Genomic DNA, 24,058 nt, shown 5'->3' with positions numbered 1-24,058 from the left:
TGCGGATCCAAGCCGTTGGTTTCATAGTGAAGATGAGAGGCGGGACGATGAGTGCATTGGGCGAATCAATTGCACAGCGCATGACGCTGGGCTACCTCTGCTCTCAGTATGGTCTTGTGGCATCTCCACGTTTTTCTGAACCGGTGACGGTCACTTCAATCGCTGATGATGTGGATTCAGTCAGACCAGGATCGTTGTTGCTTCCAGGACGGTTGTCTGCAGACAAAGGGGAAGTGGACAATCAACTCATTGCTCTGGCTGAGCGGCGTGGAGCATATGCGGTTTTAGCACCAGCTTCAGCGCGCGCGGCTTTGCAAGAAACTGATATTCCCGTGTTGTTTGGCGATCTTGATGCCAAACAAATCGCTGAACTCGCCGCCGATATCGCTGGTAAGCCTTCACAATCTCTTGCCGTTTTTGCTGTGTACGGAGAGGATGCTTCGGCATCGGTCAAAGTCCTTGCAGAGTTTTTGCACGTTTTAGGTAATCCAGTTGGTGTGGTCAGTGCTTCAGGCTCATATTCTCTCGATCGTCAGCTTGATTTGCAATATCCCTTGAGTGCAATCGATATGCAGAGAATGCTGTCGGTTTGTGTCGAAGATGGTGCTTCTGCAGTGGCGATATCTGCAGATCGTGACACATTGCAGAAAGACGCTTTGCATGCTGTAGAAGTGGATGTGCTCAGCCTTGCTCAGCGCGCAACATTGCGTCGCGGGCAACAGGAAGTGTTGGCTGAACAGGCTTCTCGTATCTTTGGTTTTGCGTTAGGAGATCGCACGAATGTGGCGTCAAGGAATGAAGACTCTGACTCGCTTGCCGTGCAATCGAACGTATTCCAAGAGGACGATTCAACGATGCGATTGTCGTTGAGTATAGCGATGGTTATGTCCGCAGGAGTGAAGAAGAACAATATACGAAGCGCTCTACGCGTTTCGAGGGAGTTGTCGTAAGGTGCATACGATGAATCAAGACGAGACTGTCGGCATGATGCCGATGACCTTGCAAGAAATCGCTGAGGCGATTAACGGTCGGCTAATTGTTGGGGAACACGTAGCCGACACGCAACAAGTTGCTTCCAGCGTGTACAGCGATTCTCGCCAGTTACGCCAAGGCTCAGTATTTGTGGCCATCGTTGGAGAACGAGTGGATGGGCATAAATTTGTTCCGAATATTGCACAGTCGGGTGCCGTTGCAGCGATTGTGGAACATGAAGTTGTCGGCGCTTCGATTCCGCAAATAGTTGTGGATACGAGCATCACTGCTCTCGGTTTGCTTGCAAGACATAATATCGATAAACGGCGGAATTGTGGTAACGATTTCACCATTATTGGCATCACGGGATCAGTCGGAAAGACGACCACAAAGGACTTATTGTCGACTATGTTGCGACGCCTGGGGAGTACCGTGGCGCCGGTTGGATCATTCAATAACGAGATTGGATTGCCACTCACAGCTTTGCAAGTCAACTCGTCAACGCGATTTTTAGTTGCAGAGATGGGAGCTTCTCACATTGGGGAGATAGCGTACCTGACGACAATTGCACCACCGGATATCTCTATCGCCTTGAAGGTCGGAGTGGCGCATTTGGGCGAATTTGGTTCTGTTGAGAATATCGCAAAAGCCAAAAGTGAGATAGTTCAGGGCTTACTTCCACATGGCGTTGCTGTGCTCAATGCTAATGACAAACATGTTGCTGATATGCAGCAGTTTGCTCCAGCTAAGGTACTGTGGTTCGGTTTGCCTCTTAGTGATGAGACGCCTCTATTTAATGACCACCAAGAGCTCGATATGACGGCACAAGGTATTCATGTTGATGCGCTTGATCATCCCTCATTTACGCTCCAAGGAACTGATTCGAGTGTTGATGTAGCACTCGCCATCAGCGGTGAGCACAACGTGATGAATGCATTAGCTGCGGCGGCGGTAGCACATTACCTCGGTTTGTCGTTATCAGACATTGCTGCTTCGCTGGCATCACAACAGCGTATAAGCCCACATCGTATGGCAATCTCAACAGTGAATAAAGATCAAGTCAGTTTCACTTTGATTGATGACTCTTTTAACGCCAATCCTGATTCGATGCGCGCAGGTCTGAGAGGCTTGAGTGCCTGGGGTGCTGATCATACGCCAAAGCCGTATCGCGTGGCAGTGCTTGGAGCCATGCTTGAACTTGGTCACGATGAGCTACAACTGCATACCGAAATCGGTGAAGATTGCGCCAAACTAGGCTTGGACGCAGTTATAGCTGTTGGAGGCACTGAGGAGCTAGCCCCCTTGGCTGAATCACTCGCGCAAGGTGCAACTATGAATGCTCAGCAGGGCGGTGATGGAACGTCGTCAGGGGATATTCGTGTGGAATATGCGTCAGACGCCAACAAGGCCGACGAACTGGTGACTGCTCTGGCTCATGAGCATCACGATATGGTGGTGTTACTCAAAGGTTCGCATGTTTCGGGGTTGAGTGCTTTGGCAGAACGTTGGGAGCAAGTTCAAAGGGATAATGCTTCGGCATCACAACAAGACAGCGGGGTTCTTCGTTGATTTCACTGATTATTGGCATGTTGGTCTCGCTGGTGGTGACCGTTGTTGGCACGCCATTGCTCATTCGCCTAGTTCATAAGCTTAATTACGGTCAATATATTCGCCAAGATGGTCCGAAATCACATCAGGTTAAACGAGGCACCCCAATTATGGGCGGTGTGGTCATTAATCTGGCAATAGTGCTTGGCTGGGGGAGTTCGGCGCTATATCGTTATTGCTCCAGGGGTGATTTACCCTCATCGTCGGCATTGTTGGTACTGTTTGCCATGCTGTCGATGGGGTTATTGGGGTTCATTGATGATTTCGCGAAGGTCAGGAAAAAGCAGAATTTAGGTCTTTCCGTTGGCGCGAAGTTTGCTGGCCAGTTTGTATTAGCAACTATTTATGCCCTGCTGTCACTGTTGGTTCCAACCAAATCTGGTTTCCCCAGTGCTCAGGCTGGGATCTCTTTTATCGAAAAGCCATTTTTGACGTTTGACTTTGCTGGTCGAGTACTTGCTGCTGTGTTGTTTGTACTCTGGGTGAATCTGTTGATGACAGCGTGGTCTAATGCGGTGAATTTAACTGATGGTCTCGATGGTCTTGCTGCGGGAAGCTCGATGATTGCTTTCGTTGGGTATGGACTTATTGCTTTTTGGGAAAGCTACCATATTAAGGGAGGTGACCACATTGGGTATTCGTATGCGGTTTCAGATCCTCTCGATTTGTCGATTATTGCGGTTTGTGCAGCAGTGGCCTGTTTCGGATTCTTGTGGTACAACACTAATCCCGCCTCGATTTTTATGGGTGATACAGGATCATTGTCTCTAGGTGGATTGTTTGCTGCATTATCGATTGCAACACATACAGAAGTGCTCGCTGTGATAATCGGTGGTTTGTTTGTGATTGAGACTGCATCAGATGTAATCCAAGTTGGTTTCTTTAAGATGACTCATAAGAGGGTGTTCAAAATGGCACCGATACACCATCATTTCGAGCTTAAAGGTTGGCATGAATCAAAAGTTGTGGTGCGTTTCTGGATGATTGAGCTGCTGCTGGTACTCGTTGGCCTTGTGGTGTTTTATGGGGATTGGGTAGCTCGTTCAGGTCTGATTGGTTAATTGCGAAAAGAATCGAGGCATGGTGATGGATATCAGTACAGCAACGGTTCTGGTTGCAGGAATGGGTGTTTCAGGGCGTAGTGCTTGCGAGGTACTTGCAGGACGGGCAGCTCGAGTTATCAGTGTTGATGAAGGCAAAGCTGATGCTGATTTGCACTCTTTTGAAGATATTAATTGGGATGAGATTGATCTGGTGATGAGTTCGCCGGTATTCAATCCTAGGACTCCTTTTATTATGCAGGCTCAGCGCAAAGGTATTCCGGTGGTCAGTGAGGTTGAGCTCGCTTGGATGCTTCGCACAGATGCGCAGCTCACTGGCAAACCTGCTCCTTGGATTGGTATCACCGGAACGAATGGTAAAACCTCAACCACAGAGATGACCTCTGCAATGTTGTCTGATGCAGGAGAGGTTGCGCCAGCAGTGGGCAATATTGGCAAAGCGGTTTCGCATGCAGCGGTGGACGCTGACAATCAGGTGCTGTGCGTGGAATTGAGTTCTTTCCAATTACATTTCACACAATCGTTGCGTTTGCAATGTGCCGCAATCACTAATTTGGCTGATGACCATCTAGATTGGCATGGTGGCTTCGCGAATTATGCTGCTGATAAGTCAAAGGTGTATAGGGGAGTTAGCAAAGCATTGGTTTACAATGCTGACGATGCTCGCGTTACTGAATTAGCCAAGCTAGCAACACCAGCCGAAGGATGCCGTAGAATCGGCTTCACTCTCGGTAAACCCAAAGCCGGTCAACTCGGTGTTGTTGACGGGAAGATTGTAGATTTTTCAGGATTAACCCCAGACAGCGATGCCGCAGCTGTGCCACTTTGCGAGGTCAAGGAATTCTCGCATCTGTGTGAGCCAGATGGTTCAGTCTATCCGCATCTGCTTGCTGATGCTTTATGCGCATTAGCATTGGCACTTGGGCACGGTGTTGAGCTTGATAAAGCACTGTCGGCATTGAAAGCTTTTAAGCCTGGTGGACATCGTATACAAACCGTTGCGCGATATCACGTAGCAAGCGGTGATGAACACAGTAACGACTTAGCTGTGCAGGGCGCACAGCAGCAATCGACATCTGCCGATATCCGATTTGTTGATGATTCTAAAGCTACTAATGCTCACGCTGCAGGGGCTTCGCTATCGAGTTTTCCTGAGAAATCGGTGATCTGGATTGCAGGCGGTCTCGCAAAAGGCGGGCATTTTGAACATCTTGTGTCTACATATGCGCAGCGTATAGCTGCTGCTGTGATTATCGGTGTTGACCAGCAGCCACTCGTGGATGCTTTTGCAACTCAAGCACCAAATATTCCCTTGTCCATTGTTGAACCGGAGCCCAATGCAACGGTTATGCAGCGAGCGGTTGCGGCTGCGGGTGATTTGGCGCAAGCGGGAAATGTGGTGTTGATGGCACCGGCATGTGCTTCAATGGACCAATTTGTTTCGTATGCGGATCGAGGAGAGCAATTCGCTGCTCAGGCTAAGTTATGGATTTCGCGCCAGCAGGCAGACCGCCATGTTCAAGAAGGATAAGCGCAAAGCGACACCGAGGAGTGCACAGTCGGCTGCTACTCGCCAAGGTCTTAGCACAGCTGTATCGCCACGTCGCTCTAACAACTCTTCTCAACAGAAACGGGATACAGGACGCCCTAGCGAAACAGCATATATAGGTTGGCGCAACATCCTCAATCCGGTATGGTGTTATAACGGTTTTATTACCTCGGTAGGGGCACTGACAATTTTTGGTTTGTTGATGGTCTTTTCTAGTTCCTCTGTCGATATGGTGGCTGATGGAGAATCTCCATGGGCACAGGTTGCTAATCAAGCCTTTTATGGTGGTCTTGGATTGCTGGTTGCGGTAGTTGCTATGCATTTGCCTTTGATGCTATACAAAAGAGCGTCGTTCGGATTTCTGCTGTTTGGGTTCTTGTTGCAGGCATTAACTTTTAGCCCGCTGGGTATTAGTGTCAACGGTAATTCGGGATGGATTGGTTTTGGGTCTGTGAGCTTCCAGCCTGCTGAGATATTGAAGCTTGCATTGTGTCTGTGGCTACCCATTGCCTTGGGCTCTGCCCAGAAACGTGTGAAATCCGAAGGTCCTTTGAAAGCTTATTGGGTTCCCGCGGTGGGATTCGTGCTCGCCTTCGTGTTGGTTATGATTGGCAAAGATCTCGGTACAGCAATGATTATCGTCCTCATTGGGGTTGTTGCCTTTTTGCTGGGCGGTTTCCCTATACGTTGGTTGCTCTCCATTGGTCTTGTTGGAGCGGTTGGCATCGTAGCTATATTTGTTTTAGGCAATAACAACAGGATGAGCCGAATTCTGGCTGCATATAAGCCTTGTACTGCATCCGATGCCCAAGGTGTCTGCTACCAGTCTATTCACGGCCTGTATGCAATGGCTTCAGGTGGCCTGACAGGAGTTGGACTGGGTAATTCGCGTGAGAAGTGGAATTATCTTCCCGAAGCTCACAACGATTTTATCTTCGCGGTGATAGGTGAAGAATTGGGATTTGTTGGCGCCTGTATGGTCATCCTTGCTTTTGTAGTAATGGGTTGGTGCTTAATACGTGTCGCATGGCTTTCGCGTGACGGGTATGCCCGAATGGTGATGGTCGGCATAGCAGCTTGGATTGTTGGACAAGCGCTGATTAATATTTGTGTGGTTCTAGGGATTCTGCCTGTTATGGGCCTTCCTCTACCATTCGTTTCTGCTGGTGGAACAGCACTTATCATGTGTTTGATTTCTGCGGGTGTAGCTGCCAGAATGATGCGCAGCCTTCCAGAGATTCGTGGTGCGGTAAGCGAGGCTTGAGCACCTTTCGGCTTGTTGTGTCACCATTAGTCGGGTGTATGGGGATATGCTCAAAGGTATGGGAAAACGAGAAGAGCAGGTTCATGTGGTGTTGGCCGGAGGCGGTACAGCAGGACATGTCAATCCATTGCTAAGTGTTGCAGACGCGATTCGAGCGAAGCGACCAAACTCATCGATTACTGTGATTGGTACAGAAACAGGTCTGGAGCGTGAACTAGTTCCCCAGGCAGGATATGAGCTAGAAACCATTGAGAAAGTCCCCTTTCCGCGCTCGTTGAATGCTGCAGCTCTAGCGTTTCCGAGTAAGTGGTTCTCAGAATTGCGCAAGGCTAAAGCCATTTTGAAACGTCATCAGGCAGATGTTGTTGTAGGATTCGGCGGTTATGCTTCTGCGCCTGTGTATAGAGCTGCTAAAAGTTTGCATGTACCGATTGCTATTCATGAGCAGAACGCCAAGGCAGGGATGGCCAACAAGCTTGGTGCAAAGTGGGCAGATTACATTGGCACGGTATATGACCACACAGGGCTTGAAAGCAAAGGTAACGCTAGCAGTGAGCGTGTAGGACTTCCGCTGCGCCCATCAATTGCGCGCCTGTGCAGAGGCTTAGACACGCCTCGACTAGCCCGCGTTGAAGCGGCATCCAGCTTAGGTATAGATCCAACACGTCCACTGATGTTAGTTACGGGTGGTTCTTTGGGAGCTGCAAGCATCAATAGTGCTGTAGCGGGTGCATCTGCAGAGCTACTCGAGAGAGTACAAATCATACATCTCACCGGCAAAGGCAAGCTTGAAGAGGTTAAGCGTATCGTTAGCGCTAATGCTGGCAGTGAGGTACTCAATGATTTAAGTCTGCAACATCTTGGGCAAGGTGATTACCATGCCGTAGAATATCTCGAGAGAATGGACTTGGCTTATGCATGCGCTGATCTCACTATCTGTAGAGCTGGTGCTGGGACCGTTGCTGAGTTAGCTGCAGTTGGGATGCCTGCAATCTATGTCCCCTTGCCATTTGGCAATGGTGAACAGCGCTTTAATGCTCAACCTTTGGTTGAGGCTGGGGGCGGACTATTAGTTGATGATGCCGATTTCACGAAGGATTGGGTTGCTAAGAATGTTGTGGGGCTCGTGCAAGACCAACATCAGCTTCAGCATCTGGCTGAGGCAGCCTGGAAATTCGGTACTCGAGACGCTGCAGAAAAAATGGCAGAGCGCGTGCTTGCGCTTGCCGATGGCACGTCCATAATGGAGTAAATACCTTTTCAAGGAGTTGCTTGCTGTGTCGGAACATGAATTGACCCATGCCTCGCAAGAAGTTGCGAGCGTCGAGCAGAACGCATCTGCCACTGAACCTCTTCTCGATCCGACCAGATGGGGGTTTGCCGGTTATTCCGGTGGGCTAGATGGTCTGGGGAACACACACTTTATTGGTGTGGGTGGAGCCGGTATGAGCGTTTTAGCAGAAATGCTTCACGAGGACGGCATTGAGGTGGATGGCTCAGATGTATTAGCCAGTACTAAAACTGAGCGATTGCAAACCTTGGGAATTCCCGTTGAAATTGGTCAACGTCGTGAGAATGTTGACAACGTTGATACGGTCGTGTGGTCAAGTGCAATTAAGCAGCAAAATCCAGAATTACAAGCTGCTTATCAGCAAGGCAAGCGGCTGGTTCATCGTAGTGATATCCTCGCGCTGCTGCTCAGTAACCACATTGGCGTTACCGTTGCTGGGGCGCATGGGAAGACCACAACGAGTGCTCTTATTGCCCATATTCTTACTCATGCTGGGACTGGTGAACTTGCAGATCCAAGCTACGCTGTTGGAGGCACCATTCAAGGACCTACAGGGTCTTTAGACGGCGGGCATGCAGGTAAAGGCAGCGTATTGGTTGCAGAGGCAGATGAGTCCGATGGCAGCTTCTGCAAATATCAACCCGCAATAGCTGTGATAACCAATGTGGAGGCGGATCACCTCGATCATTATGGAGATGCACAGCACTTCAGAGCAGCATTTGTTGAGCATGCACATCACGCCAGCGAGCATGTGGTTATATGTGCAGACGATGAGGGTGCTCTTGCTGTATTGCGTGCGATGGATCCTGAAGCAGCGCGCCACGCTGTGGCATATAGTACGCAAGACCAAGATTCACTTGGGGATGTGAACGGAGCTCACGTAGCGCGTATCCAATCCGAAAGTGAACAGAGTGAATCAGGAGAAGAACGCTTCACGCTGCACTTGCCAGCAGATATGCTGCCAGATGGACGAGATGCTGATGTTAGAGTGACGCTTCAAATTCCTGGCTTACATAATGCAAGAAATGCCAGTGCGGCTATCATTACGTGCACGCTGCTCGGTCTAGATCCTCAACAAGCGGCTGATGCGGCTCAATCATTCCTTGGTGCTGACCGGAGATTCCAGCTCAGGGGTGTTGTCGGAGGAGTCAGCGTAGTAGATGATTATTCGCACCATCCAACTGAAATTGCGGCATTGCTCGATGCTGCAAGAAGGCGTTATCCTAACTCCACGCTGCGAGTACTCTTCCAACCCCACCTCTTCTCGCGCACAGAATTCTTTACTCAAGCTTTTGCCGAGTCGCTTGCCAAAGCCGATGACGTGATGGTAACAGGCATATTCCCAGCACGAGAACGGCAAGAGGACTTTCCACAAATCACTGAATCAGTGATAGTCCAAGCAGCCGAGCAGCTACCGCATCAACCCGAGCATGGATGGATACATGCGGTTGAAGATATGAATCAGGCGGCGATGATGTTAGCAATGCGTGCCAATCCTGGTGATGTGCTGTTTACGGTAGGTGCAGGTGATGTTACACAAGTTGTACCAGTTATTCTTCATGCACTTGAAGCTCGTGGCCAAGGCAGTCAAGAGCTGAATGATCAGATCTCGCATAAGCACACGCAGGATAAAAGACTATGACACGTCGTGTTTCCTCCCAAGATTCGGGTTCAGAGGATTCACGGCGCGAATCGGTTTCCCATTCGGCTAAGCGACGATCTGTTAGTGGTAAGGCGGCATCTTCAACAAAGCGCAAGCCTGAAAAAGGTGATACTGCTAAACGCAAGCTTGGTCGTGTCGCTTCTGGTTCGGCTAAGAAGGATAATGCACATTCAATTAGTAATGCTAAATCCCAATCTGATGGTTTTGTAGATGCTCGTGTGATGAGCAGCAACGACGATGTCGACGCACGGTTGCTACATGCGGGGGTATCTAGTGAAGGTGTGTTTACACGGCCAAAAGTTATTGATTTCTCTCAACGCTTGCGTGAGAAACGACAGGCTAACGCACATGTGGTTATGAAGAGGGCAGCAATTACCGTTGCTGCTCTCGTCGCTCTTGGTGCATTGCTTTGGTTCTTGTTGCTGTCACCGGTGTTTTTATTACGCGCCTCTTCAATACAGGTGAGTGGAACTAATACCTGGGTAAGCTCTTCTCGTATTGAAGCTATTGCTAAGCAACAACTCGATATATCGCTGTTTGTGGTGTCTACTGGTGACATGGAAGAGCAGATTGGCGAGTTGCCTGGCGTCACCTCAGCGACAGTGAAGAAAGATTTTCCTAACGGTCTTTCCATCACTGTGAATGCTCAACGCCCGGCCGCAGTATTGCGAGATGCCAAAGGGGCGCTAACGGCAGTTGATAAGGAAGCTCGAGTGCTCAATGCTGTGGGAGCATCCGTCGATGGGATTCCCATCATTGACGTCTCGAGTGTCGGCAAAGGCACAGATGACGCTGCTGTGCAGCAAGCCTTGAAAGTCTTAGCTGTGTTACCCGAGACTATGCGCACTCAGATCACCAAGGTTTCAGCCGCTACGCAAGATTCAATCACCACGCAAATTAGCAATGGAAAATATTTGATTGTGTGGGGAGATTCATCACAGATGACCTTGAAGAAGGCTGTGGTAGACAAAATTATTAATGACTCGAGCAAAATAGGAGACAAGCATCAGGTTGATGTCTCGGCGCCTCTCAGACCTATTATCAAGTAGCCATATAATCGTGATGATAGATAACTGCACTAAAAGTGGAGATTTTAGTAGATAAATTCATAGATAATCTCCACTTTTAGTGCAGTTATCTATGTCGAACGTTGTGAGTCGAGCAAAATGGTGACTGGACCGTCATTTTGCAGTTCTACAAGCATATGTGCCCCGAATACTCCTGTGTGTACAGGCACTCCAATTTCTTCTAAGTGTGCGTTGAATCTTTCCCATATTAATTTGGCATGTTCTGGTCGACCTGCTCTGGTGAAGCTAGGACGATTGCCTTTTTTGGTATCGGCATACAAGGTGAATTGCGATACAGAGAGTACCGAGCCTTGTTCTTGAAGCACAGAGCGGTTCATTTTTCCTTGTGAGTCTTCGAAAATTCTTAGATTGGCGATTTTATGAGCCATCCATGCGATCTCTGCTTCGCCGTCTGAGTCTTCAACCCCTACGAGTAGTAACAAGCCACTAGCTATTTCTTGAGGCTCTGTGCCTGTTGTGGCAGATGTCTGCTCTGCTTGAGATGACGAATCACCCTGAGCTGTGGGATTGTTGTCTATGATGGACACTTGCGCAGAACGCACGCGTTGCAAGAGAATTCTCATACTTTAAGGGTATCTAAAGATGAAGTGATCGATGTCGCCAGAATATTCCCATGTAGTCGCTCATTGCACTGTATCGTTGTGAACCATATCTAGGAGTGCTGTCCCAGCAGTCGTCGTTATGCCGTTGATAGAAGGATAAGCTCTAAGTTACGGTGAGTTGCGGTGCTTTATGGTGAGTTGCGCTTAGAAGGTGATTCCCATATGAGTGTAAACGCTGTGATCTTCAGAGCCTTCGATTCGTGTGGCATTAACTGTTTGTTCGTAGAAGCCTGCAGCTTCGTTAACGCCTCCAATAATTGCATAGGCATAACCTTGTGATTTCATGGTTAGCAGTGCATTTACTAGTAATACGCGGCCAATACCTTTTCCGCGATGGTCGTGGTGCACTCCTGTGGGGCCAAAGAATGCCTTTGCAGTGGCATTAAATGCGCAAAAACCAATCACATGATTGTTGAAGATGGCTGCGTAACTATCTGACGGGGTGTGATAGAGGCTGTGTCGTGCTTCCGAGGCCCACATGGGGCTGAATTCACGTTCAGCGAAGTGCGCAACCTCATCGCTGAAGATGCTGGGTGTGCGAACTATCTGGTATCCCTGTTGATGTGGAACGGTCGTGCGGATGTGTTCTTGCAATATCGCATCGTTATTGAGATTGACGAGCATGTCAAACATTGTCATGAATTTCCGTCTCCGAGTGATTGGTAGTTGGTGAGCGCTGTAAATCGGATGTGTTGAGTTGATGACGATCCGTGATGTCAGCTGAGTATACGCCTGATGTTGTTTCAGTAGGTTGCGAAGTGGCGTTGACTTCACCGCGAGAGAGGGAATGGAAAGACTGAATATTTGGTGACAACGTGGGCGATAACACAGTGATATAGAGCTCTTCTAGGCTGGCCAGTGTTGCTACTGTGCAGGGTACGAGTGCCAGAATGACTTCGTTTGTTATGAGCAACAGCACAGGAGTGACGAAAACAATAATTCCTGCAAGTTTATTGAGTCTGGTGTGCAGGAATGCCAGAGAGCGATATTTGTACCACCCCAGGATTGCTGTGATTGATTTGATTACGCATATTGCAATAATCCAGATGATTAGCCACTGTGGCCAGTGCATCATCCTCATAACGATATACATCGTGGTCAACGTGAAAGCAGTGTCACCGATACTGTCTAGCGTTGCTCCGAGTGAAGAGGTAACGTGCCAGCGGCGTGCAAGAAATCCATCCAGTACATCGCTAATCCCTGCGCATATATAGACCGCTAATAGCAGCGGAATAGTGTCGATGAGCAGCACCATGAGCAGACAGCAGCATAGTCGTATCACACTGAGGAGATTGGGGAGTATGCGCATTGCGTTACACCGCCTGCTCTTGTATGGCTGATATGAATCAATCTGTGATCCACATTAGCTGCTCAATTCAGAGCTCGGCGTACCACTGGTTTAATGCCAACGCATAAGGTAGATGATCACATGCTTGAGGAGAGGACACGCTGACTAATATTGACTTAAATGATAATCGTTATCTATAGTGTTTAACTATCCGCCTTCCTGAGCGGCTCGTCGTCAGCAATCTCTTCACGGTCAGCATCGATCGTATGCGCTAGCGGTGAGTACAACACAACATATAGAAACGAGTATGAACGTGACTGACTCAAATCTCAGCCCGTCCACCGACCCATCAACTGATTCCTCAGCAAATTCACCGAAGGCAGCGACAAACTCGCAGCCTATATTGTCTAGTCCAGTGCCAAGTGAAACTTCACAGAGAGCTATCGCAGGGCACAAGCTATTTCCGCTAGTGATTTCCTTCATAGCAGGTTTGGTAGTAACTGCACTTGTCTTTGGTGCTGTCACCTTTTTCCGTAGCTCATCAACGAGTAGTGGTGGTCAAGGAGCACCGGCGGCTTCGACTGATGCCAATGATGTGTGTAGCACCACAATTAAGGTTGTAGCATCGGTGAACCAGTGGGGATCGTTGGCTGAAGAGTTAGGCGGTTCCTGTGTTGTAGTTACCTCATTAATTAATTCCACATCAGCAGATCCTCACGGCTATGAAGCTACGGCGTCAGATATGGCCAAGCTCAGCTCAGCAGACGTGGTGATTGTAAACGGTGCCGGATATGACAGTTGGGCACAGCAGGCACAATTCAGCGATCAGCAGACAGTTGTAAATGTGGGCGATTTGATGGGGGTTACAGTAACTGGAGAACACGAGCATAGCGATAATGAGGAAGAAGGGCATCATCATCACGGTTCAACTAATCCTCATTTATGGTTCAGCCCTGAGGCCGTGTTGACGACTGCAGAGAGCATTACAGAAGCATTCATGGCAAAGGCGGGAGAGCATACTGATACGGCAGCAACCGTGCAGCGACATGCCAATGAATGGAATGCTGATTACGCAGAATTTGTGGCACTGGTAAACAATGCTCGCAGTCAGAAAATTCAGCGTCAGTATGTTGCGACAGAATCGATTATCAGTTATCTGCTGGAGTATATCGGAGCTGTGGACAGTACACCTGCCTCATATACTCAGGCGATGAATAGTGAAGCTGAACCTAGTGCGGCTGATTTGAAGGAAGCTCTCGCGCTGGTGTCTTCAGATGCTACTGACCTACTAATTGTCAATCCGCAAGAGATGAGCGGTTTCGCTGAAAAGCTTAACGATGCAGCAATCGGCAGTAATAAGACGATTATTTCTGTTACTGAGCAACTGCCGAAGAAGCAGCAAACATTGCTTGGTTGGTTAACTACGATTACTCATCAGGCCTTAGCCAACGACACTACCAATGGTTGGTTCCTTACTCAAGATGTTAAGGATCGATCACTTGCTGATTATGCGAATGAATGGCAGTCTGTGTATCCTCTGCTCAAAGATGGCAGCTTGAAGCCTGTTATGGAGGCTAAAGCTAAGCAAGGTGATATGAGCGTTGCAGAATACACCAAATACTATGACGTCGGATATGCAACCGATATCGACAGCATGTCAATAACCGGCAACAGTATTACTTTCACTCGTGGTAAGAAGAGCGTGACGGCAACATATGAGTACTCCGGATTTCGCATACTTGACTATGCCAAGGGCAACAGGGGAGTGCGTTATCTCTTCACAGCTACAGGAGATGTCCCAGATGGGGCTGCGCGAGCTGTCCAGTTCTCAGATCATGGGATTACAGCAGCTAAGTCTGCGCACTTTCATATCTTCCTCGATGATAATCAAGAGGATGCATTGAAAGAGATGGATAATTGGCCTACGTATTATCCTGCTAGTTTGAGCAAGGAGCAGGTAGTAGAGGAGATGCTCGCTCACTAAAGCGTGTTCGCTCACTATCTCTGTGAGAACTGCCCGATATGGCATGTGGCCTCCGTTTGTGTAGGGATTATTTCGTTTTTCAAGATGTGGTATGGAATTGAGGTACCGTCATTCCGCCATTCTTAAGGGTTTTCGGAGGGTTTGTACTTTGGAATCCCTACACAAACGCACATGCATCGAATATTGCGCTGTGATAGTTGACTTTCGGACGAAGCTTCATGGGTTACTCAAGAGAGTTTGAATCCGAAAAGCATAGTGGAGCACAGTGTGTGGGACACAGTGTATGGAGCACTGTGTGTAGGGATGAGTGACAAGTTGTATAAGGATAGTGTCTTGATTGAGAGTCAGAGTGCAGTGTTGTCTGTTATAGGGCTGAGAAGTCTATCTATGTAAGTGCTGCAGCAGTATGTTGCTGGTTCGGTCTACGTGTGGTTACGTGTGTTTATGACTAACCACATGTTGTGTACTGTGTGATCATCGAGCTTGTTGAGAAGACCTATAATGCAGCTATGTCATGGTTAAGCTTTCTTATCGTGTCGTTGATTGTTCCTGTGGTTTTGCTTGTTGGTGTTCCTGTGTTGAGATGGGTCGGTAAGGACTCTTCTTTCAGGTTTGGATTGCTTGGTTACCGCACACCGCTATCGCGTTCAAGTGAGGATAACTGGCGCGAAGGCAATATGTATGCAGCTCAAGTGTGGCTGTATGTGGGCATAATTTCCGTGGTGGTATCGCTGGCGGTATCATTCCTCGCGATGCGCGTCTCATTAGATGATCGGTCGTTGTTGTCGACAGTGCTTGTGGTGGTGCAGGTTGTACTTGCTATCCTCACCATTGTGCCCGTTGAGTTGCATTTGCGTCATTTTGACAGCAGACAATAAATGCATTTACCGCTAACTTGCTGGCGTTAGTGGTTCCCACATAGCGCTATCTGTGTGACGACCGTTTGCTGTGGCACCGCTGATTCCAATGTTTTCTGTGATGAGAGAATTTGTCGTGTTGCACAGTAATGTAGTGGCTCATTTGATTTCATATCTGATATAGTTTCCAATATGAAATCAAATGACTTATCTTCTTCATCCTTCAACACGGCTCTCATGCTGTTGCAATGCGAATTCGTGGCAGAAAGAAATCGCGTGAACCCACAAGGTGTTACTTGGCTTCAATATGACATCATGTTCGCATTGACGGAAGGCTCAGTTCTACCATCTGTGTTGAGCGAGCGTTTGGGGATATCGCGTTCAAAACTGTCGAAAAATCTTGGTGAGCTGAAATCGCTCGGTTATGTTGAGCAAGTACCAGGCTCGGGTGACCGACGAGAGCTGCAGACAACTTTGTCTCTTTCGGGCTTAGCATTTATGCGTAACGTCGACCGTCAACATCAGGAACTTGCAGATGTTGCGAGATCCGTATGGTCAGCAAAAGAACAGTCACAATTCGAAGAATTGTCACAGAAACTGGTGAAAGAGCTTCGTAATGGCAGGTCAGCCAGATGAGCGGTCGCGATATCATCATTGAGAATGCAAGTACGAACAATCTCAAGAATGTCACCGTGCGCATTCCAAAGTATAAGATAACTGCGGTCACTGGTGTTTCTGGATCGGGAAAATCTTCCCTTGTTTTCTCCACACTTGCAGCAGAATCACAAAGGAACGTGAACAAGGCATACAGTGCCTATGTTCAGCAACTGTTGCCGAAATATCCTGCTCCGACGGTCGGACGGATAGATAATGTGCCCTTTTCCCTGGTGGTCGGTCAGCAACAGCTCAGCGGAAACGCACGTTCCACCGTGGGAACGTATAGCGACCTATACACCGCACTGCGTCTGCTGTTCTCCCGTATCGCCAAGCCCTTCATCGGATATTCGATGGCGTATTCCTTCAATACCCCGTCGGGGATGTGCACGACATGTCAGGGACTCGGTTTTGCGAGAACCATAATCCCGCAATCTCTTCTTGACATGTCTAAAACCCTGAAGGAAGGGGCCATACGTTTCCCAACCTTTCAACCCGGGGGTTGGAGACTGACGAGATACACGGAATCCGGTTTCTTCGACAATGATTTGCCTGTCGAAGATTGGCCTGCTGCGACCTTGGAGCTCCTGCTGTACGGGAAGCGGCAGAAACCGACGCACCCGTCGGCGCAATGGCATAAAAGCGCAAGCTACGAAGGTCTCATTCCGAGGATTGAGGCAATCATGAATCGGGACTCAAGCACCTACGAGCATGACATCACGCGAATCACGCAGACCGGAATATGCCCGTCGTGCAAGGGAACGAGGTTGAATGAGCAGGCGCTTTCCGCGAAAATCAAAGGAACGAGCATAGCGGAGTGCAGTTCGATGAGTATTCGGCAGCTTCATGAGTGGATGAACGGAATCGATGCCGGCTCATCGGCTGTGATAGTCAAGGAGATAACCGCAAAGATAGATAATCTCGTCAAGGTGGGGTTGGGCTATCTCAGTCTGGATAGGGTGACGACAACACTTTCCGGCGGCGAGGCGCAGCGTCTCAAGCTGGCCAACTATCTCAACAGTCCCTTGAGTGATGTGCTGTATATCTTCGATGAACCTAGTGTGGGTCTTCACCCGCATGATCTCCTGAGTGTGGCGCAAATATTCCAAGGGTTACGAGATAAGGGAAATACTCTCGTCATGGTCGATCACGACCCGGAACTCATCAACATAGCCGACCATGTCATTGATATGGGGCCCGGAGGAGGGAGCCGCGGAGGGACGGTTACGTTCCAAGGTACTTACTCTGCACTGCTGTCCAGCGACACCGGAACCGGCCAGGCCCTGCGAAATCGCGGGACGATGACTCAAGGCTCGGCGGTAGATGGTGAATTCCTCGAAATCGAGAACGTCACAAAACATAATCTCGACAACGTCTCCGCCAGAATTCCGAGGAACGCGCTAAGCGTGATAACCGGCGTCGCCGGTTCAGGGAAAAGCACCTTGGTGTCGGAAGGTTTGCTCAAACAGCAGCAAGGAATACTGCTGGATCAACGACCCATCCACACGACCCACCGCTCGAATCTCCTCACCTATCTGGGCGTTTTCGACGCCTTGCGTTCCGATTTCGCAAGCGCCACGAATCAAGACCCCTCGTTGTTCTCATACAACGGTGAAGGAAGATGCCCCACTTGCAAGGGCAAGGGCGTGATTACGCTAGACCTCGCTTATCTAGCCGACACTTCGGCGGTGTGCGAAGACTGCAACGGAACGCGATATTCCAAACAGGCATTACGGTATCGTCACCATGGGCTGAATATCGCGCAGGCTCTTGCCTTGACGGCGCAAGAGGCTCAGCGACTGTATTCCAGATCACTGGGGCCGGCCATGCGCCATCTGCAAGAGGTCGGGCTCTCGTACCTGTCAATCGGGCAGTCGCTGGACACCCTCTCGGGTGGTGAGCTGCAACGTCTGAAACTGGCCAAGTTCCTCATGAACGAGAGCACGAAGCTGCTGGTCCTGGACGAGCCCACCAGCGGGCTGCACGAATCAAACATCCAGCAGATCATCGACCTGCTCAAGTCCTTGATTGTCAACAGGTCGGTCACCATTGTCGTCATAGAACACAATCTCAGATTCATCGGGCAGGCCGACTGGATTGTCGATGTCGGACCAGGTGCGGGGGCAAACGGCGGGCACATCCTCTTCGAAGGCCCTCCGGAACAACTGCTTATGCACGGTAATTCGTTCACGGCTCAGGCGTTGCGCAAGTACTTTACAGCCGAAATCCTGTCCTGAGCAAGCTTGTGTGGTTACGCGACCTTGTTTGGGCTGCCGGTTTGAGCAATTGGTTTGGAACTATTGGTTTGGAGTTGCTGGATTGGGAGATATCTGCCCATACCGTTGTTTCTTGCAGCGTGAGTCATCGAACGACGTCTCTATGGTCCTGGACGTCGCCTTGGCGTCAGGCTGTGAACGGCGATGACGGAGAAACGTTCTGTCCGACAGGGAAGCAAACATCCTCGACGGAGCCACCGTGATGAAACAAACAGAGGAAGTGCTGAACATGGAGTTCGACACTTCCCCCCCAGGTGAAGCTAGGGAGAAAACATAAGGTTGACGGAAAACATTGGGAAACAGTGCTGTTGTCCGTAATGTCAAATTATTTACCACATCGTTTACCACTTCATTGAAGAGAGCCGATCTATTGATGTGGTAATCGGATGAATATGAAAGCCACTATCAGAGTGTGCCGAATCCCATAGGAGACTCGACTCAAGATCTGGCTATCTGTATGCAATCTAAGAATTGTTCTCAATGAATTGGCCTGAAATCTTTTATAAATTGATGACCTGCATGCCTGCTTTGTGATGTTCTCGGCACGCCTCCGACACACGGAATAGCTCATCTGTGGACACCTTACTGATTGGAACGGCACGTTCTTCAATCCACACATTCCCAAAGACTTCAATATTCACACCATACATAATGTTTTCTCATTGGTTGTTGTCTATTATCCGTTTGTATGCTTGGCAGCCGGCACATAGTTATGTAGGTGTTAAGGTTGTGGATTCTGGATGACCTCACGCTGCTATCTTCTGTCAGGTCCGTCTCGTTATGTTTGTAACTGTTATTTTTCATTATTGTTTCTTACTGTCCGGCCAGCGGTCGGCGAAGAGAGAAAGCGAACCCGTTCAATGCGGGTTTCCATCTGGTCAACCATCGTATCTGGCCTTTGCTTATGGGATCGAGTGAATGCACGGCCAGGTAGAGACATTTCAATGCGGACTGCGCGCCCAAGGAAATGCTCGCGTGCCCGGATGGAACGGCGGAACCGGGTGTTCAGACGCGCGAATCGCGTTGGTCGAGCAGATGACCATACGGATTTCCACGTCGTAGTCCAAGAAGGGAGTGGAATGTTTCCACGTTTTGAATCACAAGCTTATGATTGCCGGATACGTGGTTCATCAGTGTTCGAGCATGTCGTCGTGCGCAGTTTCTACGGCTGCCAAGGTGGCGGCCTTGTAGATGAGCTTTGGCATCGCGACGCAACGCGTCCCAGTCCTTCTTAGATGCGTATTTGAAGGTGTTGCGCATCAGGTGGATCACGCATGTCTGCATGATCGGCAGCGGCCACACCGTCTCCACCACGTAGAGCAGGTCTTTGGGCCCGTCGTAGATCAGGAAGGACACGTCCGCCACTCCCCAGTTCTTCAAATCGGTCAACACGCTCAACCAGTAGTTGGCACCCTCCGAGGCGGGTGAACCCCCCAAATGCCCAACACGTCGCAGCCACCCGTCTAAGCAAATACCGATGGCCGCGTAGAACGCGCGGTTAGCGACCTGCGGCTGCACGATGGCACTACAATCTTCCAGCCCATTCGCCGCCTTGGTCGCCGTAGGTGGGACTTCCACCCACGCCCTGGATTTCTGGAAGCGCGAAAGCGGCGGCAAGAGCCTGCGTGAGATGTGGCAGATTTTCGAGAAGCGGTTTGGGCGGTGAGCGCGATATGGTTAAGTGTGAAGCACAGAGTGATTGGTCGTTTGGGTCAGGCGAAAGATGGATGGTAATTACTCCATCGGCTGCCTTAACGATCTCACTTTGATGGTTTCTCGGTTCAAGAACAATGAGAGTATTCTGTTCTTATCTGTGCGCGACAAATAATCTCGAAACTTATAGGAAGTTGCTCAATGTCAGGATATGAAAATGCCGAAGTATCACCTGTGCAAGAACCGCCTAATAATGTACCTACGAGAATTATCTATGTGACTAAGAAAAGTAATCTTAAGGAACAGATTTCGCTTTGGGTTTTGATTATTGCCGTTTCTGTCTTTGTTTTGGGAATTGTACTGTCAATCGTCTCGGCCAGTGGGTCATTGAAAGCATATGACGAATATACTCAATCTCTGCATAACACGGCTTCAGATACATCTTCGAATTCGAACGCATACGATGAAGTGAGTAAAAACTATCAAGAAAAGTCAACAACTTTCGGCTACCTTCAACGGTTTGGATCCGATCTTGTTACCGTGGGAATTCTTCTCGCCGTTCAATCTTGGGTGTTGTATGTTTTCACAGAGTGGAAGCCAAAACCAAAGCTCTCAATCCACCAACAGTATTCGGAATGAGTGATTGTAATGAGCATGATTATGTGCCCTGAATGTGGTACAAGCATTTCCAGCAAAGCTCGGACATGCACACATTGCGGATTTATAAGTTCTGACGTGAGCAAACCGATCAGTGAGCAGGATACATACCAGCACCTCCCTGTGATCAAATATGAAATACAACGATGGAACCCCCGGCAAAATATAGTCGAGTCTGAGCTTGTAAATGCTGCACCTAGTGATAACAAGACATTTATGCAGTTTTTCGGCAATTGGGAATATATACGAACGACTCTCCCGTCACTTGCGGATCTCATTATGAAAATGGCTACTGGTGAGAACGAAACACATTGGGTAGCGAAGATATCAGATTATTACAAAAAACTGATTGATGAAGGAACGCTTCGTCTTGTGCTGGATAAGAATGGAGAAATACTGCCAACAATTTTTGGTAAAGAAGGGTTCGTTAAGCAGGTGCGGCTGGAACAAATTCAGGTTCCAGCAGATCTGACCCAAGCGATGCAACATCTGGAAACTCAGGCAGCGCTTTCGCTGGTGCTGGCCGAGGTTCATAGCGTGAACGAAGGGATCAAGCAATTGGAGTCCGGTCTTCAGAATGACCGGCTGGCAATGGCCGAAAGTGCTTGGGACAAGCTCATACAGGCGCGAGCTATTGCCGATAGTCGACTACGCGAGTTCTATGTTTTGCAGGCTATTTCTTCGGCAACAGATGCTAAACGAATACTCATGAGGAATTTCACTGAGAAGAAACAATACATTGAGTCGCATTCTGAAAAACCATTATTGGGCATGATCAAAGACTCGATTTCAAAAGAAGATTCTGCCGTCAAAGCGGAGGACTCACTGCAAGATTTAGTAGCAATTACCAACGCTGTCCGAGTTGAGGGCGAAGGCTACCTCATGTTGGGCCAAATGGGTGCGAGCAAAGAATGTTTAGTTGAATTCAGAGACTTTATCACTGATAATAAGCTCGATGACCGTGACACCTTGTTACGGATTAATACGAATCTCAAGCAAGGCAGTAAACTTGAAAACGTTGTTGATCAATTCTCAGACATAGCGCAAAGAGCTATTGATCTCAAGGAACTCGACGATGATGAAGAAGTTCCCAAACAATTACTTAGTGCTTTCGAACCAATGAAGAACAACAGTGAAAATACTGACACGAGGGAAGGCGACGACTATGAACCCACTGAAACGTCCGGTACAGAACCAAAATGACAAAGACGAAGATGATAAATCAACCCTCAACGTTGGGAAGATTCGCACATGTGAGAAATGTCATCGAGAACTCCCGTCGACATACAGGTACAGCAAGTGCGACAACTGTCGCAGTCAGTTTGCAAAGACAGTTGCTCCGATAGCGCCAGTAGTTCTTGCAATAGCGGGCTTCGCAGTCAAGTATGGGCCGAAAGTGGTTAAAGCGGTATCAAGGTTCATCGCCAAGAAAAAATGACACCGACCACAAGAATGGTGTCGTAATTTAAAATGTCGCAAAGAAGCAGTGTTTGCGATCAGCTCCATTCATATTTATGAGAACATTCGTTATGGATAGATTCAATCACTTTGCCTTTTATAATACAATGATTGCGTGTTTCACTATCGCGTATATGAAGGATTTCTAGATGTGATGTTAATGCTGCTTGGTAAGCCTTGACAGCGGTTGCAATCGCTACTTCACTGGCAGGTTCTCCATACGTTTGTCTGAACTCCACTTCAACTTTGTCCGCTGTGTCAGATCCATGAATCACTCTGCTTCGGACGTTATAGATTTTACTGAATTGCTTTTGTCTCTCCTGATAAACTTCTGGTTCATCAGATTGCAAGCAGGCCAAAGCTGCAGTTACTCTGAATGTTGTTTGATGATCAACACCTACAAGATTCTCCCAAGCAACAACTGCGTCAAGTAACCTGTCATCCGGATTCTCTCGTTCATTGACAGCCGACAGCAAATGTCTAACACCGATGAAGCAATTTCGCAGACTCTCCTCATGCTGCAGAATCCGTTCCAACCAAATCTTCCAGTTTTCCAGATCATCGGTAGTCAATGTCAGCGCGCCTTGAGTATTGATGTAAGGGCTTTTGGACTCAAAAGCAATACTGCTCCCGTTGGATAATGGATCAATTATCGTTTGCCAGGTCCATCTCCCAGATGGAGAATTTGATTGTTGCGAGAGCAGCAAAGCAAGCTGGACCAAATGAACTTTATAGTTGATTGCCTCTCGTAGCTCATTGCTGAGACTATGTAATTCTGTAGAACGTTCTTCTGAAGAACTTTCTTCCGGTGGCTGTGGAACAGTAACCTTAAGAGTTATTGGTATTTCGGCCACTATGTCGCCTCGGTAATGGAACCGGTGTCCCTCTGAACCTGCATCGGAACCGCCACAATAATATCGATCATCAAGAACAGACGAGAAACGCGTATCACTTTGCAACCAACGCCGAACTCTTACATTGGCCACGTCAAATGCCTGCACGCTATTGGGTAGAAGAACACCCGACAGACCCACTAATGCAATACCATGATATTCGCCTGTTGATAGTCCATTTCTGACTTCATCGAATACTTTTTTAACCTGAGAAAACAAGTCAGTAAAAGTCGGCGGATCTTTAGTTTCTTTGTTACGTAGTGCAGTAATCCACGCTGTATCGATGACATGCTCTGCCAACGTATATAACTGAAAGCTTCCTGCAAAACCAGAGCTATGGACTAAATAAAGAGTTGGGGTCTGGTTGCCAGAACTGAAATGTTTGAACGCTTCATTGTTTATGCGTAACCAGTTACAGAATTCCCTATTGACAGGATTACCATACGTGTCATATGACCAATACCGAGAATTGGCACCATTCTCAGGTGGCTGTTTATAATCAATCAATAAAGCGGGATAAACGGATTCGGTAATCTTGAATAGATATTGTTCCCCTTCTTTAATGTTCTTAGGCACCTTGTGTAGTTCGCCGCCGCTGGCTGCGCGTAGCGCATTCCCGGTTGATGTTTCTCCATGGATTAGGTGGCTAATATCGGACTCAAATACTCTGGGAAGTTCTTTTGGCGTTGCCCTTTTGCGGCTCATGAATAACGCGCATAATGTGAGAAGCGTCTGGTCCTGCTTGGGAGATGTGTTCTTCATGATTTTGCCTTGAATGTCTATGTCTTCGGCTCTGCAGTTAAGAAAATAGGCCAATGCCCATCGACCTAGACACTGTACAAGTTCTTGAAAGTTCTCATCGCTGATTGTCATATAATCAGCATAATCTCAGTATTGGTGATAGTGCTCCGATAGGGGGAGGCAAAACGATACTGAAGACTGAAGAACGGGACTTGGAAGATAACATGGTCGATTCGGAACTAACTCTCTCCGATATCAAAGCCGGTGCAGTCGTCTCAGGGATCGTGCCCAACCAGGATGTCACGGTGTATTACGGTGCAGGGGATGGCTCGACGTTTGGGCAGGAAATCGTTGATGTGGAATCCGTCAAGCACCTGCATCTGGCTCGGCAGTCCGACCGTGTACTGCCGTTTGATGCCAACCCGGAGAATTTCAGACTTGTTGCTGAGGTGCTTCGCATCAGATTCCTGCCGTCTATGAAGACGTGCTGCCCAAGGTG

The 24,058-nt window shown here is 48.5% G+C and carries 18 protein-coding genes and 2 pseudogenes; 15 read left to right on the top strand and 5 right to left on the bottom strand.

What is annotated here, in order from left to right; translation table 11 throughout:
• Positions 1-47: 47 nt before the first annotated feature.
• Genes LKI20_RS08035 through LKI20_RS08000 form a run of 8 tightly spaced genes read left to right on the top strand, consistent with a single transcriptional unit; the run spans position 48 to position 10,457 of the window.
• Positions 48-950, top strand: coding sequence for a UDP-N-acetylmuramyl peptide synthase (locus LKI20_RS08035; protein ID WP_291772581.1), 903 nt, complete (start codon positions 48-50; stop codon positions 948-950).
• Between the two features lie 34 nt (positions 951-984).
• Complete coding sequence (locus LKI20_RS08030) at positions 985-2,541, top strand: UDP-N-acetylmuramoyl-tripeptide--D-alanyl-D-alanine ligase (RefSeq protein ID WP_291773472.1); 1,557 nt, start codon at positions 985-987, stop codon at positions 2,539-2,541.
• Positions 2,538-3,641: a phospho-N-acetylmuramoyl-pentapeptide-transferase gene (gene mraY, locus LKI20_RS08025; RefSeq protein WP_291772579.1), complete on the top strand. Its 1,104-nt coding sequence runs from the start codon at positions 2,538-2,540 to the stop codon at positions 3,639-3,641. The genes LKI20_RS08030 and mraY overlap by 4 nt, the downstream gene beginning before the upstream one ends.
• Positions 3,642-3,666: 25 nt before the next feature.
• Positions 3,667-5,172, top strand: a complete 1,506-nt coding sequence (gene murD, locus LKI20_RS08020; protein WP_434734952.1) for a UDP-N-acetylmuramoyl-L-alanine--D-glutamate ligase — start codon at positions 3,667-3,669, stop codon at positions 5,170-5,172.
• Entirely contained in the window at positions 5,156-6,454 is a 1,299-nt protein-coding gene (locus tag LKI20_RS08015; protein ID WP_291772575.1) for a peptidoglycan glycosyltransferase FtsW, read from the top strand. The genes murD and LKI20_RS08015 overlap by 17 nt, the downstream gene beginning before the upstream one ends.
• Positions 6,455-6,500: 46 nt before the next feature.
• Complete coding sequence (gene murG, locus LKI20_RS08010; RefSeq protein ID WP_291772574.1) at positions 6,501-7,706, top strand: undecaprenyldiphospho-muramoylpentapeptide beta-N-acetylglucosaminyltransferase; 1,206 nt, start codon at positions 6,501-6,503, stop codon at positions 7,704-7,706.
• 40 nt (positions 7,707-7,746) lie between these two features.
• A complete protein-coding gene (gene murC, locus LKI20_RS08005; RefSeq protein WP_291773470.1) occupies positions 7,747-9,387 on the top strand; it encodes a UDP-N-acetylmuramate--L-alanine ligase in 1,641 nt (546 codons plus the stop codon).
• Positions 9,384-10,457 carry a cell division protein FtsQ/DivIB gene (locus LKI20_RS08000; protein WP_291772571.1) on the top strand — a complete coding sequence of 358 codons (1,074 nt, stop codon included), beginning with the start codon at positions 9,384-9,386 and terminating at the stop codon, positions 10,455-10,457. Before murC ends, LKI20_RS08000 begins: the two co-directional genes overlap by 4 nt.
• 89 nt (positions 10,458-10,546) lie before the next feature.
• Here LKI20_RS08000 and dtd read toward each other — a convergent pair whose 3' ends face one another.
• From dtd to LKI20_RS07985, 3 genes are all read right to left on the bottom strand, one after another.
• Positions 10,547-11,059, bottom strand: a complete 513-nt coding sequence (gene dtd, locus LKI20_RS07995) for a D-aminoacyl-tRNA deacylase (RefSeq protein WP_291772569.1) — start codon at positions 11,057-11,059, stop codon at positions 10,547-10,549.
• Between the two features lie 183 nt (positions 11,060-11,242).
• Positions 11,243-11,737: a GNAT family N-acetyltransferase gene (locus LKI20_RS07990; protein WP_291772567.1), complete on the bottom strand. Its 495-nt coding sequence runs from the start codon at positions 11,735-11,737 to the stop codon at positions 11,243-11,245.
• On the bottom strand, positions 11,724-12,407 hold the full coding sequence (locus LKI20_RS07985; protein WP_291772565.1) for a CDP-alcohol phosphatidyltransferase family protein: 684 nt from the start codon (positions 12,405-12,407) through the stop codon (positions 11,724-11,726). The genes LKI20_RS07990 and LKI20_RS07985 overlap by 14 nt, the downstream gene beginning before the upstream one ends.
• A gap of 286 nt (positions 12,408-12,693) precedes the next feature.
• Between LKI20_RS07985 and LKI20_RS07980 the strand changes: the two genes are divergently transcribed.
• The 4 genes from LKI20_RS07980 to LKI20_RS07965 all read left to right on the top strand — a co-directional run bounded on the left by LKI20_RS07980 (position 12,694) and on the right by LKI20_RS07965 (position 18,118).
• Positions 12,694-14,370 carry a metal ABC transporter solute-binding protein, Zn/Mn family gene (locus LKI20_RS07980; RefSeq protein WP_291772563.1) on the top strand — a complete coding sequence of 559 codons (1,677 nt, stop codon included), beginning with the start codon at positions 12,694-12,696 and terminating at the stop codon, positions 14,368-14,370.
• A gap of 509 nt (positions 14,371-14,879) precedes the next feature.
• Positions 14,880-15,248, top strand: a complete 369-nt coding sequence (locus LKI20_RS07975; RefSeq protein WP_291772561.1) for an SdpI family protein — start codon at positions 14,880-14,882, stop codon at positions 15,246-15,248.
• 171 nt (positions 15,249-15,419) lie between these two features.
• Complete coding sequence (locus tag LKI20_RS07970) at positions 15,420-15,863, top strand: MarR family winged helix-turn-helix transcriptional regulator (protein WP_291772558.1); 444 nt, start codon at positions 15,420-15,422, stop codon at positions 15,861-15,863.
• Positions 15,860-18,118 carry an ATP-binding cassette domain-containing protein gene (locus LKI20_RS07965; RefSeq protein WP_291772555.1) on the top strand — a complete coding sequence of 753 codons (2,259 nt, stop codon included), beginning with the start codon at positions 15,860-15,862 and terminating at the stop codon, positions 18,116-18,118. The genes LKI20_RS07970 and LKI20_RS07965 overlap by 4 nt, the downstream gene beginning before the upstream one ends.
• A gap of 842 nt (positions 18,119-18,960) precedes the next feature.
• Here the strand turns inward: LKI20_RS07965 and LKI20_RS07960 are convergent.
• Positions 18,961-19,666 (bottom strand): annotated as a pseudogene (locus tag LKI20_RS07960) (transposase); the annotation flags it as partial.
• A gap of 345 nt (positions 19,667-20,011) precedes the next feature.
• On the opposite strand from LKI20_RS07960, the gene LKI20_RS07955 reads away from it, so the two are divergent.
• The 3 genes and pseudogenes from LKI20_RS07955 (at position 20,012) to LKI20_RS07950 (ending at position 21,670) form a co-directional block, all read left to right on the top strand.
• Positions 20,012-20,449, top strand: coding sequence for a hypothetical protein (locus tag LKI20_RS07955; protein ID WP_291772552.1), 438 nt, complete (start codon positions 20,012-20,014; stop codon positions 20,447-20,449).
• A 9-nt stretch (positions 20,450-20,458) separates the two neighbouring features.
• Positions 20,459-20,530, top strand: a pseudogene (locus tag LKI20_RS09840) (zinc ribbon domain-containing protein); the annotation flags it as partial.
• A gap of 15 nt (positions 20,531-20,545) precedes the next feature.
• Positions 20,546-21,670: a hypothetical protein gene (locus tag LKI20_RS07950; protein ID WP_291772549.1), complete on the top strand. Its 1,125-nt coding sequence runs from the start codon at positions 20,546-20,548 to the stop codon at positions 21,668-21,670.
• A gap of 293 nt (positions 21,671-21,963) precedes the next feature.
• On the opposite strand, the gene LKI20_RS07945 is transcribed toward LKI20_RS07950, so the two are convergent.
• Positions 21,964-23,691, bottom strand: a complete 1,728-nt coding sequence (locus LKI20_RS07945) for a HEPN domain-containing protein (protein ID WP_291772546.1) — start codon at positions 23,689-23,691, stop codon at positions 21,964-21,966.
• Between the last annotated feature and the right edge of the window lie 367 nt (positions 23,692-24,058).

Origin of the sequence: Bifidobacterium sp., assembly GCF_022647885.1 — a bacterium.
Classification (GTDB): Bacteria; Actinomycetota; Actinomycetes; order Actinomycetales; family Bifidobacteriaceae; genus Bombiscardovia.
Note: the sequence above shows the minus strand (reverse complement) of the source record. Positions and strands in the feature narration are given on the sequence as shown.